Source organism: Porphyrobacter sp. YT40 (genome assembly GCF_006542605.1).
Lineage (GTDB): Bacteria > Pseudomonadota > Alphaproteobacteria > Sphingomonadales > Sphingomonadaceae > Erythrobacter.
The window spans coordinates 3598137-3612997 of record NZ_CP041222.1 but is presented as its reverse complement, the minus strand read 5'-3'; the positions used below and the strand labels follow the sequence as shown (position 1 = coordinate 3612997).

At 67.1% G+C, this 14861-nt stretch carries 21 protein-coding genes; all 21 read right to left on the bottom strand.

Annotated elements, in window-relative coordinates:
* Nucleotides 1-29: 29 nt before the first annotated feature.
* The 21 genes from E2E27_RS16935 to E2E27_RS16840 all read right to left on the bottom strand — a co-directional run bounded on the left by E2E27_RS16935 (nucleotide 30) and on the right by E2E27_RS16840 (nucleotide 14825).
* Nucleotides 30-344: a phage tail assembly protein gene (locus E2E27_RS16935; protein WP_141461161.1), complete on the bottom strand. Its 315-nt coding sequence runs from the start codon at nucleotides 342-344 to the stop codon at nucleotides 30-32.
* Nucleotides 344-709 carry a phage tail tube protein gene (locus tag E2E27_RS16930; RefSeq protein WP_141461159.1) on the bottom strand — a complete coding sequence of 122 codons (366 nt, stop codon included), beginning with the start codon at nucleotides 707-709 and terminating at the stop codon, nucleotides 344-346. Before E2E27_RS16930 ends, E2E27_RS16935 begins: the two co-directional genes overlap by 1 nt.
* Before the next feature lie 36 nt (nucleotides 710-745).
* Nucleotides 746-2224, bottom strand: a complete 1479-nt coding sequence (locus tag E2E27_RS16925) for a phage tail sheath C-terminal domain-containing protein (RefSeq protein WP_141461157.1) — start codon at nucleotides 2222-2224, stop codon at nucleotides 746-748.
* Between the two features lie 2 nt (nucleotides 2225-2226).
* Nucleotides 2227-2418 carry a DUF2635 domain-containing protein gene (locus E2E27_RS16920; RefSeq protein ID WP_141461155.1) on the bottom strand — a complete coding sequence of 64 codons (192 nt, stop codon included), beginning with the start codon at nucleotides 2416-2418 and terminating at the stop codon, nucleotides 2227-2229.
* Nucleotides 2415-3047, bottom strand: a complete 633-nt coding sequence (locus E2E27_RS16915) for a phage protein Gp37 (RefSeq protein ID WP_141461153.1) — start codon at nucleotides 3045-3047, stop codon at nucleotides 2415-2417. The genes E2E27_RS16920 and E2E27_RS16915 overlap by 4 nt, the downstream gene beginning before the upstream one ends.
* Nucleotides 3044-3583: a fatty acid desaturase CarF family protein gene (locus E2E27_RS16910; protein ID WP_181443494.1), complete on the bottom strand. Its 540-nt coding sequence runs from the start codon at nucleotides 3581-3583 to the stop codon at nucleotides 3044-3046. The genes E2E27_RS16915 and E2E27_RS16910 overlap by 4 nt, the downstream gene beginning before the upstream one ends.
* The gene (locus E2E27_RS16905; protein WP_141461150.1) at nucleotides 3580-3783 is read right to left on the bottom strand and encodes a hypothetical protein; all 204 of its coding nucleotides are present in this window, start codon (nucleotides 3781-3783) and stop codon (nucleotides 3580-3582) included. The genes E2E27_RS16910 and E2E27_RS16905 overlap by 4 nt, the downstream gene beginning before the upstream one ends.
* A complete protein-coding gene (locus tag E2E27_RS16900; protein WP_141461148.1) occupies nucleotides 3780-4283 on the bottom strand; it encodes a phage virion morphogenesis protein in 504 nt (167 codons plus the stop codon). Before E2E27_RS16900 ends, E2E27_RS16905 begins: the two co-directional genes overlap by 4 nt.
* Nucleotides 4283-4705: a phage protein Gp36 family protein gene (locus E2E27_RS16895; RefSeq protein WP_141461146.1), complete on the bottom strand. Its 423-nt coding sequence runs from the start codon at nucleotides 4703-4705 to the stop codon at nucleotides 4283-4285. Before E2E27_RS16895 ends, E2E27_RS16900 begins: the two co-directional genes overlap by 1 nt.
* A 115-nt stretch (nucleotides 4706-4820) precedes the next feature.
* A complete protein-coding gene (locus E2E27_RS16890; RefSeq protein WP_141461144.1) occupies nucleotides 4821-5357 on the bottom strand; it encodes a hypothetical protein in 537 nt (178 codons plus the stop codon).
* On the bottom strand, nucleotides 5354-6247 hold the full coding sequence (locus E2E27_RS16885) for a Mu-like prophage major head subunit gpT family protein (RefSeq protein ID WP_141461142.1): 894 nt from the start codon (nucleotides 6245-6247) through the stop codon (nucleotides 5354-5356). The genes E2E27_RS16890 and E2E27_RS16885 overlap by 4 nt, the downstream gene beginning before the upstream one ends.
* 32 nt (nucleotides 6248-6279) lie before the next feature.
* Nucleotides 6280-6687 carry a hypothetical protein gene (locus E2E27_RS16880; protein WP_141461140.1) on the bottom strand — a complete coding sequence of 136 codons (408 nt, stop codon included), beginning with the start codon at nucleotides 6685-6687 and terminating at the stop codon, nucleotides 6280-6282.
* A gap of 1 nt (nucleotide 6688) precedes the next feature.
* On the bottom strand, nucleotides 6689-7786 hold the full coding sequence (locus tag E2E27_RS16875; protein ID WP_141461138.1) for a phage protease: 1098 nt from the start codon (nucleotides 7784-7786) through the stop codon (nucleotides 6689-6691).
* Nucleotides 7787-7916: 130 nt separating this feature from the next.
* Entirely contained in the window at nucleotides 7917-9116 is a 1200-nt protein-coding gene (locus E2E27_RS16870; RefSeq protein WP_141461137.1) for a phage minor head protein, read from the bottom strand.
* A gap of 16 nt (nucleotides 9117-9132) precedes the next feature.
* Nucleotides 9133-9732: a hypothetical protein gene (locus tag E2E27_RS16865; protein WP_141461135.1), complete on the bottom strand. Its 600-nt coding sequence runs from the start codon at nucleotides 9730-9732 to the stop codon at nucleotides 9133-9135.
* A 3-nt stretch (nucleotides 9733-9735) separates the two neighbouring features.
* Nucleotides 9736-11394 carry a DUF935 domain-containing protein gene (locus tag E2E27_RS16860; protein ID WP_141461133.1) on the bottom strand — a complete coding sequence of 553 codons (1659 nt, stop codon included), beginning with the start codon at nucleotides 11392-11394 and terminating at the stop codon, nucleotides 9736-9738.
* A gap of 112 nt (nucleotides 11395-11506) precedes the next feature.
* Entirely contained in the window at nucleotides 11507-13066 is a 1560-nt protein-coding gene (locus tag E2E27_RS16855) for a phage terminase large subunit family protein (protein ID WP_141461131.1), read from the bottom strand.
* Nucleotides 13063-13671: a phage protein Gp27 family protein gene (locus E2E27_RS16850; RefSeq protein ID WP_181443493.1), complete on the bottom strand. Its 609-nt coding sequence runs from the start codon at nucleotides 13669-13671 to the stop codon at nucleotides 13063-13065. Before E2E27_RS16850 ends, E2E27_RS16855 begins: the two co-directional genes overlap by 4 nt.
* A 4-nt stretch (nucleotides 13672-13675) precedes the next feature.
* Nucleotides 13676-13996 carry a VpaChn25_0724 family phage protein gene (locus tag E2E27_RS18845; RefSeq protein WP_181443492.1) on the bottom strand — a complete coding sequence of 107 codons (321 nt, stop codon included), beginning with the start codon at nucleotides 13994-13996 and terminating at the stop codon, nucleotides 13676-13678.
* Nucleotides 13993-14394 carry a hypothetical protein gene (locus E2E27_RS16845; RefSeq protein WP_141461127.1) on the bottom strand — a complete coding sequence of 134 codons (402 nt, stop codon included), beginning with the start codon at nucleotides 14392-14394 and terminating at the stop codon, nucleotides 13993-13995. The genes E2E27_RS18845 and E2E27_RS16845 overlap by 4 nt, the downstream gene beginning before the upstream one ends.
* Complete coding sequence (locus tag E2E27_RS16840; RefSeq protein WP_141461125.1) at nucleotides 14391-14825, bottom strand: hypothetical protein; 435 nt, start codon at nucleotides 14823-14825, stop codon at nucleotides 14391-14393. The genes E2E27_RS16845 and E2E27_RS16840 overlap by 4 nt, the downstream gene beginning before the upstream one ends.
* Nucleotides 14826-14861 lie beyond the last annotated feature (36 nt).

Here is a 14861-nt window from a genome sequence, read left to right as displayed (position 1 = left end):
GAAGCCGGTGAAGTACTTGGCCAGCGACGCTAGGCAGAGCTGCCAGTCTGGAGGCCAGCGGTGCGCTTCGGTTCGAGCAAGTTTCCCAACGCCTCGAAGTCCTCGGCATCGAGGTTCTCGACCTCGATCAGCGACAGGTGCGAGCAGGCGACGATCAGATCGATGATCGCGGCAATGCCGGCATCCCCGTGCTTGTCGAAGGCGCGCATGTCCTTCGCCTTCGGACGCCGCATCACGACGGTGTGACCGGCGGGCTTCAGCTCCTCCTCGATGACCTCGGTGCTTCCGGCAGGCCGCGTCTCGGCGATGATCGGATGCACGAGGGTGTGGGCCAGCGGGCGCATCACAGCAGCTCCTCGGCGGGCTGGCCTTCGAAGATCACGCTGGCCTTGCCGTCCTGGCTGAACTCGCCGGCCTCGACGAAATAGGCTCCGCGCACCACCCACGTCTTGCCGGTGTCCGCCTTGAGAATCAGCGTGGCATTGTCGATCGAGCGCATCGAGGCGATGCTCACCCCGTCACGGTGCAGCAGCGCGACGGTGCAGCGCGAGGGCACGGTGCGCTCCATGAAGCCGCCAGCATCGAAGTCGCCCGGCACGTTCTCGCGCTGGGTGCCGCCGATCTGCAGGGTGCTTTCGCCCGAGGTGGGCATGCGCTCGCCATCGACCTCGATGGTGACCTGCCCCAGAACCTGATTGCGATTGGCCATGTCTTATCGTCCTTTGAAGTGGGTGTGAGAGACGGCTCAGAGCCGGAACTGGATCGCGGCCGCGAAGGCGCGGAACTGGTTGACGATGTCGGGCGGGACCAGCGCGTTGATGCGGTTCGGATCGCTCGCGTCCCGCTCGACGATCAGGTCCGCCTTGTACTGGTCGAGGTTCTCGACCAGCCCCTGCTCCTCCCACTCGCGGGCGAGCGCGAGCAGCTCGGCGCGGATGGTCGACGGGGTGACGATCGCCTGACCGGCGCCGTAGCGGGTGCCATCGCTGGCCAGCTTGTGGCGCGGGAACTTCTGCGCGATCCGGGCGCGCAAGGACGCGCGCAGGAAGAACAGCGTGAGCGGCGTTTCGAGATCGAGGAAGCTCACATCCGCAAGGCCGAAGCTGTCGGTCTGATAGGTGGTGATCGCCCGCTCGATCAGGCAGCTGCCGCCTTGCGTGACGGTGAAGGTCGAGATCCCGTCGCGCAGCAGCAGCTCGCGCTGGGCGCGGGTGAAGCGGGCCTCCACCTTCGGCGCGATCATGCCCTTCAGCGTCAGCGTCTGGAGCGGGCGGGCCGGATCGATCGCGCTGAAGTATCCGCAGGCGGCGGCATAGATCGCGGCGATCTGGCAGGGGCAGGTCGGGCTGCTTCCCGCGCCGAGGATCGAGACCAGCTCGGAATTGAGCGCGCCACCGAATGCCGCCAGTTCGCCCTGTGTCCCGCGCTTCGCGCCATAGGCGATGCTCTCCAGCATCCGCGCCGATCCCGCCCGGTCATCGAGCTCCTCGGCGGCCGAGGCGACGGTGGTGGCATCGGTCAGACCGAGCACGATCGTGCGATAGTGGTTGTCACCCAGCACCGCCCAGATCGGATCGAGCACCGGGTCCGTCGCGCCGCCCGCCATGGCGGTGATCGCAAGGCCGACGCCGGCGGGCAGCGCCTCGCCCGCGAAGTGGCTGTGGCGCACGTCGATCTCGTTGCCGGTGGTGCCGCCGTTGCGGGCGGTCAGGGTGACGACGTGCTCGTTGGGATCGGCCCCGACCGCCGCGGTCACCGGCAGATCGGCGCGCGCGTTGACGGCGGCGGCGATGGCGGCGGCGATGTCATCGGCCACGCCGCCCTGCTGGACGCCGACCGGAATGCGCTCGCCTGCCACCATCAGCGCGATGGTGCCTGCCGCGCCGGCCGGGCCGGTGACGGTGATGGTGCCGGTCGCCTTGGCCGATCCGACCGCGTCAGCCAGCGCGATGGCATGGACTTCGGAAAAGCCGTCCGCGCCGAAATAGGCAGCGGCCATGCGCGCCAGCTGCGATCCCTGGCCGAACAGTGCAGCGGCCTGGCTGGCCGAGCTGAGCGGCGCGATGGTCAGCGCGGCAGCGGTGCCGGCGGCGAGCATTTGCCCGATCAGCAGCACGCGGTTCTCGATCGGCGGCAGGCCGGAGACCGCGCGGCTCGCATCGAATTCGATGTGCTGGCCAGGGGTGCGGAAGCTGGCCGGAATGGTGTTGAAACTGATCGGCATGGTTAGGTTCCCTTCTTCGGGCGGCGGGGTGTGCGGGCGGGTGCCGGGACAAGATCACCATCGGCGATCAGGCGGCGGTAAAAGGCATTGAGGACGATCCACTCGCCGGCCGGATCGAACAGCTTGCCATCCGGGTGGCGGACGCGGCGGCCGAACTTGGGGGCAAAGCGCTCAGCGCGCAGGGCGGCAGTCATGGTGCGGGGTCTCCCAGCTGCATCGTGTCGGCGGCATCGGGATCATCGGCGGGCAGCGGCCCAAGGTCTGGATCATGGACGTTGCCGAAGGCCGGGATGTCCCAGTCCACATGGAGCGTGCGCAGATCGACCGGCGCATCGGTGAAGGTGGCAAGCGGCACCACCAGCTCCAGCTCGATCGCCATCATCGACAGGTTCTGGCGCTTCATCTGCTCGGTCCGGGCGATGGGGCGCGCGCTGCGGATGCGGACCGGCTCGATCAGGCCGAGCTCCGGGGTCAGCATGCTGCGCGACAGCAGCCGGATGGCATCGACCATCAGCTGATAGGAGCCGGGCTGCGCGCCATCGCCATGGCGGCTGTCTTCCTCGTTCCGCAGGTTCATCGCCGCCACCACCAGGGCAAAGCGGGCGCGCGCCTGGAACCCCAGATCATCGCCTTCATCCACGCCCTCGACCAGGCCGAGGAAGGTGGCCCAGCAGGCCGGAACGCGCAGCTTCTGGTTGGCGCGCAGATATTCCTCGAACTGGTCGGGGAAGGTGTCGCGGGTGTGGTAGCGGTAGCCCAGCACACCGGCCTCGCCCGCATCGACCAGCACGTCGACAAGCGCCAATTCGGTCGCAGCGATCATCGGATCAGCCCCTTGGGCAGCAGCTGCTCAAGGTGGTGCCAGAACTCGAAGTGATCGAGCACCGGGTTCACCCAGTCGCTGATGATGCAATAGTGGCGGCGATGATCGGGCACGTGATGCAGCGCATGGTGGCGCGGCGATTGCAGCATCCCGATCGACTGAAGCCAAAGCGCCCAGCGCGGGGCCATGGTCTTGCGGTGTGCCCAGGCGTGGATCTCGCTTGCGAAAGCGCCGGCAATGGCAGCCGTCCAGATCCAGACCTGCGAACCCAGCGCGATCAGCATCAGCGCCGCGATCGGCAGCACCGCCGCCCAGGTGGTCCAGTTGCGCTCGACAAAGCCGGTGCGCAGGAACGCGGTCGGATCGGCATGGTGGATGATGTTGGGGGTGAAGATCAGCCGACCCAGCACCGGCCAGTGCTCGCGCCCGGGGCCGAAGCGATCCTCGATCCAGTGCAGCACACCGGACAGGAAATCGGCGAGCAGCCAGCCCAGCAGCAGCTGGGGCAGCAGGAGAAGGATGCCGAGCGCGGTCACTCGCCGCGCCCCTTCAGCTTGTCGCCGACCCAGTCGCCCGCCAGCCAGATCGCGGCAATGATCAGCAGGGGCAGCCAGAACAGCGCGATCAGCGCCGCCATGCCGGTGCGCGTCAGGAAGGGTTCGTCATCGCCTTCTATCCAGACGATCACGAACAGCACCGCCGACAGCGCAAGGTGAAGGTCTTCCCACCAGTTCACGACAGGCCCCCAAGGCTGGCGGCATAATCCTCGGTCAGCGCGATCAGCTCGGCCTCATCCTCGGCGTTGATGCCGAGGAACGGGCGCGCCGGGATGGTGACCTCATCGACCGAGCGGAAGCCCAGCCCGCCCGGCAGGCGGAAGGTCAGCTTGCCGCTGCCCTTGGCGCGGATTGTGCCGCCGTCGTTCATCATCCGGGCATAGATCTTGTTCGAGCCCCAGCGGACCGAGCCGTTGGCGGCCTCGGCATGGATCGAGGAACGCAGCTGCGAGCTGTCGGTCAGCGTCTGGCCGCCCTCTTCCTTGGCGCGGATCGACTTGTCCCAGGGCTGGCCATCCGGCCCGACCTCGGCATCGAACCGCTCGATCGTTGAGCTTTCGAGATAGGTGCCGAAGATCTCGGCCAGCGGTTCGAGATCGTCGAACCCGCGGACCAGCGCACCCAGCGCCGCCTCCATCACGCCATCGCCGCGCAGGCGCAGCTGCATCGTCGCGGCCATCAGAAGCTGCCCATGTTGTCACGGCCGAAACGCTTCTCGGCGGTGGTGGTGAGGATCTGGCCGGGGCGCGGCGCGGCGGTCTCTTCGCCCTGGTCCAGCAGCAGCGTGCCGGCGGCGATCTGTTCGAGCTGCTTCATCGCCGCCTTCTTGCGCTCGATCACCCATTCGGGGGCATCGGCGCGCCACAGCAGGTAGAAGGCATAATCGCAGGCGATGTCGCGCAGGATGGTGTTGCCGGCGAACTGGGCGGTGTTGCGGTGGCGGCGGGCGACATAGCCGGTAATCAGCGCATCGGCGCTGGCGAGCGCGGCGTCGATCCGTTCGGGCACGATCGCGCCGGTGTTCGCATCATCGGTGAGCTGGAGGAGATCGCGCGCTTCGAAGCGCGCTTGCATGGCGGCGAGATCGGCAAAGACAGGCACGGCATGCTCCTCCTTTCAGGCGCTGCTGAAGCGCGGGTCATCGGGTGGTGAGCCGGGCGGCGGGAAAGGACACGGCCCCGCCGCCCGGATCGGTTTGGCCCAGAACCTTTCGGTCTCAGGCCGGGCTGCCCTTGGCCTTGCCGCGCGCCCGGGGCGAAGGCGTCGGCTTGGCCGCAGGCTCGGGCGCAGGGGGGACAGGCTGCACCGTCGGTTCGGAGGTGACAGCACCGCCCGCAGACGCGGCGCTGTCGGCGGTGGCCGTTGATCCACCTGCCTGCGAGGCCTCGGCGTCGAGCGGATGCCCGTCACCCTGCGGCTCGGCGGTATTGGGTTCGGGCGGAGCGACCAGATCGGCAGCGCCAAGCGCCGTCAGATCTTCGCCACCCGTCAACAGCCCCATAGCCTTCAGCTCTTCCTCGGCGAGAAGGCGGGACATGGCGGCGCGTTCTTCTCCGGTCAGCCGGTGGAAGCCGCCTTCCTTGGTCTCGATGTCGACCGAGACGTTGGGATCGGTGAGGATCGCCAGCAGCTGCTGGGGCGTGGTATCGCCCGGCGCGACCAACGTCGGCGCGCTGGGGCTGCCGATCGCCACCCCGCCGCGCCGATAGCTCGGCTTGCGCGAGGTGGTGAGGCGGAGCCGCTGACCGCTCATTCGAGCCAGTCCACAACTTGGAGCTCAGCCGTGCCGCGCCACACGTTGGTGGCACCGGCGGCGTCGCGCTCGGCGTTGAGGAGTTCAAGACCCTTCTTTTCGAGGCTCGGGGGAACGATCAGTTTGCGCGGACGCGATGTCATCTTCCGGCCGTGGTCACCACGCATCGTGCGCATTGAGGTCCGGGCGGCAAGATAGTTGTCGCTATCGAGCGGAGCCTTGGAACCGAACGCAAACTGCCAGAGCCCGAAGCCGACGTTGTCGCGCCCGTCGACACCGTATTGGTATTCCTTCTTGTTGAAGACGTTGTCATCCGTCTCCTTATCCTTGGCGACGAACTGAAAGCTCTTGCGCGACTGGAAGATGACCGGCTTGAGCGGGCGGGTGTCGTCGATCAGATACCAGGCCGGGCCGGCGCCCGCCTGCATGTTCGAAACCGACTGCTTGGCCCCATCTTCGTCGAGCACAGGGTGATCGGTATCGAAGAAGTTCTGACCGTCGTAGCAGGCCGTATCGAAGGCAGCGAGCCAGAGGTTCCAGACCATTTCGTCCGGATGCTCCGCAGCCGACATGCCCATTTCCTCGAACATCGGAGCATAGATACCGAGATTGTCATCGGAGATATCGTCGCGATCGACGCCGATGGTCAGCTCGAAGGACTTGTTCTTGATCGTGTATTCGTGCGCATTGAGACCATGCACGACACGATCGCCAAGCCACTCGCGAACCTTGGGCACCTTGCCGAGCCAACCATATTCATTGGCTCGCGTGGTGCTTTGCACCACGGTCGCGATGGACTGGTAGCTGGTTTCCGCACCAGTGAAGCCGCGAGTATAGGCCGTGTTGAAGCCCGTGTAGAGCGTCTTCAGGTTGGGGCCATTGATTTGCATGTCGTTGGTTTCCTTTTGAGCCCGTCGGGCGGTTAGGAGAACTTGATCCAGACGCCGTTGGCATCGACATCGAAGATCATGCCGGCGACAGAGCGGGTGTCCCCGCCGCTGGTCTTGGCGACGGTCTCGTCGTCGACGATGAAGGCGTTGCTGCCGATGTCGGCAGCGGTGATCGCATCGCCCGCCGCCGAGTTCTTGAAGCGGAACACGCCCTTCTCGACTTCGACCTTGATTGCACCAGCGGCTCCGCCAGTGTTGTCGGCCTCGCCGCGCGCGCGGCCCATGCCCTTCAGTGTGGTGGCCACAGCGCCCGGCGTGGCGAGACCAGCGGCAGTCAGGGCGACGAGCGACCCGGCAAAGATCCGCACGTTTGCCGCAACAGACAGGGCGACAATTTCGCCACTGCGCTGGGGCGTGTTCCTGTTTTCGGTGAGGGGCATGTCAGACGTCCTTCTCTTCAGCGTCGCGGGTTTTGAGGTAATCCTCGGCCGACACGCCCAGCATCGAGCAGATCGCCGCCTCGTCCTCGGTGAGTTTGCCAGCCCCCGAGGCTGGCTTGCCCTCGATCACCTTGCCGCCCTCGAAGGTCGGCGCGGTCGCGAGGTAGCTGTTGAGCTCGGAGACATCCTTGCGGCCGAGCTTTAGCGCCCAGTCGCGCTGGGCCGGGGTCAGCTTGCCCGCCTTGATCGCGCCCTCGACACAGGCGAGGATCTTGTCTTCCTGAAGCGCGCCGAGCTGCTTCTGGATGTCGGTCACCACCGCGATCGGCACGAACTTGGACGGATCGGGCTCGCCCGCAGCGGCGGCGCTGTCGATCGCGGCAAGCACCGCTTCTTCGCCGGCATCATCCGCCAGCTTGAACCGGGTGCGGACCGAGGCGAGGATCGCGGCATTGCCGGTCTTCTCGTCGATCAGCTTGTCGATGGCGTTGATGGCGGCTTCGTCTTCGCTGTCGGCCTTGAGGCCCAGCGCCGTCAGCGCGGACGCCGACAGCAACATCGCAATCTTCTTCATGGGGCTTCCTTCGTTGAAAGCGCCTGCCTCCTGGGAAGCCAGCGCGGACACTTCGATGTTGGGAGAGTTGGTGAGGCCGACGTTCACCAGGCGGGTCAGCTCGCCGGTGCCGGGCCGGGCACGAAAATGCGGGGAGTAATAGCGATACTCGCGCGCTTGCAGCGCGGCCTCGGCGGCGGCTGTCCAGTCGGCCGAGACATAGATGCCGTCCGCACCGACTTCGAGGCTGTCGGGATTGATCCAGCCCGCCGCTTTGGCCACGCCGCCCACGCCGGGGACGGCGGCATATTCGGACTGATGGTCATAGTTCACCACCATGTCGACGCCATTGAGGAACGCCTTGGTGGCGGCGATCACCTGCTCGGCATGGGCCTTGTCGCGCAACTGCCAGGGGCCGCGCCCATCACGCCCGCCGAAAGTGCCGAAGGGCACGATCCGGAACCGCCGCGCCGGTGCGCCGCCTTCCACCGGCAGCGCAAGCGCGCTGGCAATGACGGCAACATCGGAGGCGGCGGGTTTCGACATGCCGCCTGCACTAAGGGGCGGCGGGGGGGCGGCGTTACCTCCGCCGGCGGAGCACGGTGCAATTTCGTGTCGATGGCGGGGAGCGCCCCATGCTTAGCCCTGCCGTGCGGGACTTGCCAAGCGGGTTTGATCAGCCGAGCGCGCCATCCTCGCGCGTCCAGACCAGACGGCCCCGCGCGATCGCGCCGCCGCCCGGCCCCATCCAGCGCCAGAAGCTGCGCCCGAAATCGACCGAGCCCAGCGCGCCCTGGTAGCGCCGCACCAGCATCGCCCGGCCATCGCGCGCGGCGATCCACAGCCAGCCGATCCGGTCGGGATCGATGATCGTGCGCGCCGCGTCCGCCAGTTCGGCCGCCTGTTGGCTGGTCAGCTGGACGATCTCGCCATCGTCCCGGCGCAGCAGCCCGGCCGAGATCGCCAGCGGCCAGCCCGCAACATCGGTGAACACCCGGCCCTTCACGGCGGCGGCGCGGGAGGTGAGATCAAAGGCTTCGAAGAAGGCTCTCACGCCGTCATAATCCGCCTGTGAGAGGGTGCTGTTGAGTTCGCTGGTGATCCCGTCCTCCGGCCCGCGCCCGACACGCGGGGCCGGGGTCAGCCCGTCGAGCGCCGCCTTGCCGACATTGTAGCTCCAGCCCGGATCGAGGCCCTGCTCCAGCCGCGTGATCTCGCCCGTGCGGCGGTTGACATAATCGCGGACCGGCGCGCGCGGGATGTCGCTGTCCTCGGTGACCTTCCAGCCGCGCCGCTCCATCATCCGCGCGTTCACCGGCTGAACATCGCAGCGGCAGTTCCACCCGTTGGGAGGATAGTGCGTTTCCCACCAGGGATGGTCGACCGGCAGGATCGTGCCGTCCCAGCTGGCGTGGTCGGGCCGGGTGCGCGCATCCTTGACCGCGATGTAGCGCAGGAAAGGGAAAGCGCTGCTGGTCCGCTCGACCCGTGCCCAGCGCCCGGCCATGTAGCTGACCCGCAGGTTGGTCTGGTAGATCGTGCGCAGCCGGGCAGGCGAGCCCAGGCGCACCACCTTCTCCACGCCGTCCGCCGGATCGGTCATCATCGCACGGCCCCACCAGCCACGCGCCTGCAACCGCGGGCGCAGTTCGTCTTGGAACTGCTTGAGGGTCAGGCCCTCGTCGAGCGCCTTGGTCACCGCTTCGCGGATATCCTCCAGCAGATCGCGGCTCATCGCCTTTGCGACGGTGAAGGCCTTGGCGTTTTCCTCCTGCCACACCTCGCGCCAGTCGAAGGCGATCTGGTAGCCCTTGGCCGTCAGCGCGGCGACGGCATCGGCGGGCGCACCGATCGGGAGCGGCTCGGCCCCATCCATTATGCAGAACCTCCCATCAGCTGCCGGCTTCCTGCGCGAGCAATGCGCCCGAAGTGATCAGCGGCTTGTGCTCCACGCTGCTGAGCGCTGCCCCGTCCGCGCCGAGACCCAGCGGCAGCTGCCACAGCTTGCCGCGATATCGGGCAAAGCCGTCGCGGTTCTCGGCGAACCCGGCATGGGTGCCGATGACCAGGTGATGCCCGGCGCTGCGGATCAGCGCGTCGATCAGCCGGGCGGCCTCGCGCGTGTAGAAGGCGCGGCGAATGATCCCCGCGGCGAACTGCTCGGGGCTGGCGGCCGACACGCCGCCCTCGGTCTGCGAGGCGGCGAGCGGGACGAACGCATGATAGACCGTGGCCTCGCGCGCCTTCAGATCCTCGCCCTCGGTCAGGGCGGCAGGCAGCATCAGCGGGTCGAAGGCGCTTCGGTCCTGTCCGCCGATATCGCTGCCCGAGGTGACCAGCAGCCCGCGCGGCTTGCCTGTGGTGTCATGATCAAAGCGCGGGACATTGGCGGCAAGGGTGCGCACCACGCCGTCCGCCCCACGCACCGCCGCGGCCTCGCTGCGCGCGAAGTCGAAGGCGATCGGGAACTGGTCGGCGCGCAGGATCGGCATGGGTCACTGATCTCCCGCTTCGCGATCAGCCTGCGCGATCATCCGCGCGGCAAACCCGCCCTGGGCGAGCAGCTCCTCGAAGGCCGAGGTGTCCATCGCCCCAATCAGCTGGCTGAGCCGCGCCTGCACTTGCGACAGGTCGCCCGCTTCGGCGATCAGCGCATCGACCGGCGCGAGCAGCGCGTCCATTTGCGGTTCCCAGTCCGACAGGAACTCGTCGATCGTCGCATCGATCGCGTCACCATCCGGGCTGGATTGCGAATTGAGGGCTGGCCGGTCGGGCGGATTACCCCCTGAGGCGGTTTTAAGAGGGTCTAAGACGCCTGTTGCCGGATTTTCCGGAGCCACCGGGCCTGAAGCGCCGACAGCGCCATTCTCGCCCATTTGTGGCGGGGTGGCGGGTTTGAGCGCGGTTTCGGGTGACTTGGCAGCCGGAAGCCCCGCGCGCTCTCGCATCTCCTCGCCATCGATCTGCACGCCAAGCTTGGCGAGTTTTTCCGCGCTGTCGATCTCGACCGCGACATCGACTTCGTCCGGCCGGCCGATCTTCAAGCGGGGGTAGGCCTTGCGCGGTCCGTGGTTGAACATCACCATCGGCACCACGAGGTCGCGGTTAAGCGTGCCCGCCAGCATCATCGCATCGAAGTCCTCGATGTCGCCGCGCACGCCGTCATGCACCTGCGCCTGCCCGGAGCCGAGCCCGCCCGCCTTGGCATCGGTGGTGTTGGTCTGACCGAGCACCGCCTTCGACAGCTGGTCATCGATATATTCGGCCTGGCTGCGCCACAGATCGTTGGGCGCGGTGCCTGCCTTGCGGTCGACGAACTCGATCGACATCGTCTCAGGGAAGGCGGCGGCCGCATCAGATCCCAGCTCCAGCAGCGCGCGGTGCAGGATGTTCTTGTTCTCCTCGCTCTCGTTCGGGCCATACTTGCCGATGCGCAGCGGGTGACCGAAGCTTTCGAGGAAGGTCACCCAGTCCTTGATCGCGAAGTTCTTGAACATGTAGCCCCAGGCCGCGATCCGGGCGAGGCCCGAGCGGATCGGCAGGCCGCTCTTGGAGGGATGGTAGTGGGTGATGAACTTGCCCGCCGGCAGTGGGCTCGGCTCGCCCACGCCGCTCTCGCCGCCGCGCAGCAGCAGATCGGTGCCGTTGACCCGGTCGAATTCGAAGAACCGCGGATCGCGCCAGTGCAGCTTCGACGGCTGCCACAGATCGGGCTTCATGTCCCAGACCATCTCGGTCGTGCTCACGCCCTTGCCGATCGCGTCGAGCATGTCGAACAGCTCCAGCTGGAGCATGTCGCGCTTCAGCCAGGTCTCGATCAGGGCGGCGTCCTTCTTCGCCTCGGCGCTGTCGTCGGCGGGTTCGACCTCGATCGGCAGGCGGGCGACCGCCAGCTTGCGGGTGCGCAGCACCGCGAGGTAGTGGAGATCCTTCTCCTCCATCTCTTCGGCCAGTTCGTAATAGGCGACCGCGTCACCATCCTCGGCTTCGCGCAGCAGGCGGCCGAGGCGCTGCGGGGTGAGGCCCTGCGCCGGGTGGCCGGACTGGATGGTGCGCACGCTGGTGCGCGCAGGCGCAGCAACCTCGACGGCGAGGTTGTCCTTCACCAGCGGGCGGCCATCGGGCATGATCAGGGCGGGCGGCTTGCTGGCCATCAGTCATCGTCTCCCAGAGAATCGTGGCAGTCGCGGCAGATCACGCCGATCATCTCGCGGCGGTGGAATTCCTGCCCGCACTCCTCGCACAGGTGCAGTCCGTCGAGGCTCTTCACCACGCGCCGCGCTCCTGAAAGCGCGAGCCATTGGCGGCGCGGCCGGAGGCGTCATCGGGGTGACGCCAGCCTTCCTCGCCCCGCTTCGGCCCGCCGGTGGCGCGGCCCTCGCGATTGACGCCGCGGTATTCGTAGAGTGCGCCGGCCATCTCCATCGCCTGAGCCATCAGGGCATAGGCCCAGAACTCGTCGGCATGGACATCGCCGTCGTTGACCATTCGGATGCCGCCCGATTCCTCGCTGCCGACCTTCTTGATCGCCATCAGATCGGCGCGGGTGCGGGCGCTCTTGCGGATGCGGATGCGGCGCTCCTGAAACAGGCGCTGCAGGCCGAAGCCGAGGTTGATGCGTTCGGGTCCGGTCAGCAGCACGCCGACGACACGGGATGCGCCGTGCTGGCGCTGCTGATCCTCGACCACCTTCTCGCCCATCCCGGTCTGGTCGATACGCCACTGCACCATGCGGAAGCGGTTGAAGGTGTCATCGAACCAGGCGTCCTGGTGCGCGAAGGTCTGGCCGACTTCGCGGTAGCCATCGCGTTCCCACAACACGTCGCCGACCTTCTCGCCCACCAGCTGGATCTGGCCATCGTTGCGGCGCGCCACGTCGCGGCCGCCGTAGCACAATCCGCCCGTGTAGAGTTCCGGCAGTCCCGCCTCCTCGCTCTCGCAGGCGATGATGTCTTCCAGACTGATGAGGCAACCCGCGCCGGTTTTGGGAACGCAGTCGAGCTCCTCCTCGGCATCATCGCCATAGGCGGCGCGGATGCCGGCTTCCCATTCGTCCTTGGGCGGCAGTTGGGTGCCCTTGCTCCCGGCGACCAGCGCGACCCGCTCGTAAAGCCCATCCGCCATGGCATCGGCGAAGGTGATCTTCATCGTCTCGCCGGCGCGGTTGCCAGCCTCGATCTCGCCGAGCAGCACGTTGAACGGGTTGCTGACCCCGTCATGGGTGGAGATCACCACCACCTGGCCGCCCCAGATCAGCAGCGCCATCGCCGACTTGATCACTTCGTTCACGTTCTTGTGGAACGCCGCCTCATCGATGATGACGATCCCTTGCTTCCCGCGCAGCGCGCGCGGGACGGACGGCAGCGCGGTGATGCGGAAGCCCGAGGCGAAGCGGATACTGAAGGCCTTGACCCCCTGCTCCCTGCCATTGTCGTCGACGTAGAGGACTTCCTCTTCCTGAAGCTCGCCCGCGATCAGGCCGAAGGCGCGCGCCCACATCGCGCAGACCTCGATGAATTCGAGGGTCATGTCCTTGTCGTAGCCCATGTACCAGACGTTCTGGCCACCAGCCTCGACGCTGGCGGCCGCCTTTAGCGCGGCAAAGGATGCCACGCCCCAGGTGAGGCCGATACGGCGGCTCTTCTCGATGACCAGCAGGGCTGTGCCAGCGAAGAGCAGATCGACGGTGCGCTGCTGGTAGCCGAGCAGCAGATCGCCCTTGGGCAGGCGCATGATCGCAGCCTCGGCCGCGGCGCGATCGCCCTGGATTTCGCGCTCGCGGATGGCCGCGTCACGCGCGGCCTGATCTTCAGGCGACAGCTTCACTGGTCGCTTCCCAGCACGGCGCGGCGGATCGCATCGACCGTGTCCTTGGAAAGCCCCTTGGCCCGCGCCGCTTGTGTCGCCTGCTCGGCGTTCTTCAGCCGCTCTTCCTCGGCCGCCTGCTGCTTGGCCTTGGCGATGACCTCCAGATCCGTCTTGCGGGTCAGGGCGATGTTGCGCAGCGCCTCGGAGAATTCCTTGGCTTCCTTGGGGCTGAGCACGATCCCCTCGCCGTCCTTCTCCGCCAGCATCAGCTTGAACATGTTCGCCTGCAGCAGCTGCGTGTTCATGTCGAGCAGCTGGTGCCCGTGCTTCCCGCCCGCTTCCTTGGCCAGCGCCTCGGCATAGATCTGGGTTTCGCGCAGGTCGGCCGAGATCTCGGCCAGGCCGCGCACATGGCGGCCCAATGCCGATCGGCTCGGCACCCGCTCTTCGCCGATCACCTTGACCAGGGCGGCGCGGATCTCGTCGATGGTGAAGCCCTTGTCGACGCGCAGCTGGGCAATCACCTCGCGGATCTCGGGATCGAGCTTGTCGATCGAGCTCGGCGTGCTCTTCTTCAGCGCCGCCCGGCGACGGGCCTCCTTTGCTGCGCGGGCGCTGACCACAGGATCAATCCTCCCCCGTGTCGATCGCGGCAACACCGGCGATGCGGCTGCGGCCGCGCGCGATATCGTGCCCGCGCTCGGTAAGGGTGGCGACGACGAGGCCGCTTTCCATGCGGCGGTCGAGCAGGTGAACCGCGCCCTGACCCTGCAGCCAGAACAGCAGCTCGCGCATGCGATCGCGGCTGACGATGTGCTCGAGCGCATTCAACGCCTCGCAAAGACTGGCGTCGTTGGCCGAGCCGCTGGGCTGATCGGCCAGCAGCTGGAGCACCGCGAGGCGCTGGATGGTGAGCAGCTTGGCGGCGGCGGCGGCGGCGAGGCTCACGCGTTCATCCCCTTCTCGACAATCACTTCGTAGATGAGATCGAGCTGGCGGGCGGTGGACTTGGCCAGAGCGCCGCGCTCGGCAGCTTCCTCGCGGATGGCGCTGATATCCTCGATCACCTTGTCCATCTTGCGCGCATGGGTGCGCAGCTGCTTTTCAAGCCGCTCGATGTCGGAGGCCTTGGCGTAGTGGCCCTCGATCGTTTCCACGCGCTCCTCGATCTGGTCGACCTGCGAGCGCACGCCGCTCAGCTCGACATCAAAGGACTGGAGCCGCTGGTCGAGATTGCCGGTGGTGACCGGGTTGGCCGCGCCGCCTTTCCAGCCCAGCCAGATCACGACGCTGATCCCCGCCAGAATGAAGATGATGATCAAGATTTCGAGCGGGTTGGAAATCACGTGTCGTCTCCCTTGCGGCCGATGGTCGACCGGGCCTTGTCGAAGATGTCGGTAACGAAGCTGCGGACCTGCTCGCCGAACAGCTCGATCAGCGAATAGCCGGAGAAGCCCAGCCCGATCGAAACGACGAAAGCGTAAAGCCAGGAGGGGCGGCTCTCGATGATCCAGAGCAGCGCCACCACCAGCATGATCACGGTCACCGCGATGAAGCTGGGCCAGCCGAGCTTCGCCTCGGTGCGGCGGGCAAGCAGCCGCGACAGGCCGATGCCGAGCACCGCGAACAGGCAGGTCACCACCGGCACAGGCACCCCGCCGAGATCGACAAGGAACATGTGGCCAAGCGCGGGTGAAGGCGGCGGGGTGACCGCGACGGCCGCCACGGTCGGCAGCCATCCGACCAGGAACTCGCGGAAGGTGAGGTCGAGCGTCACAGCGCAGCCAAACGGGTCTGGCAGGCGCGGTTGAGG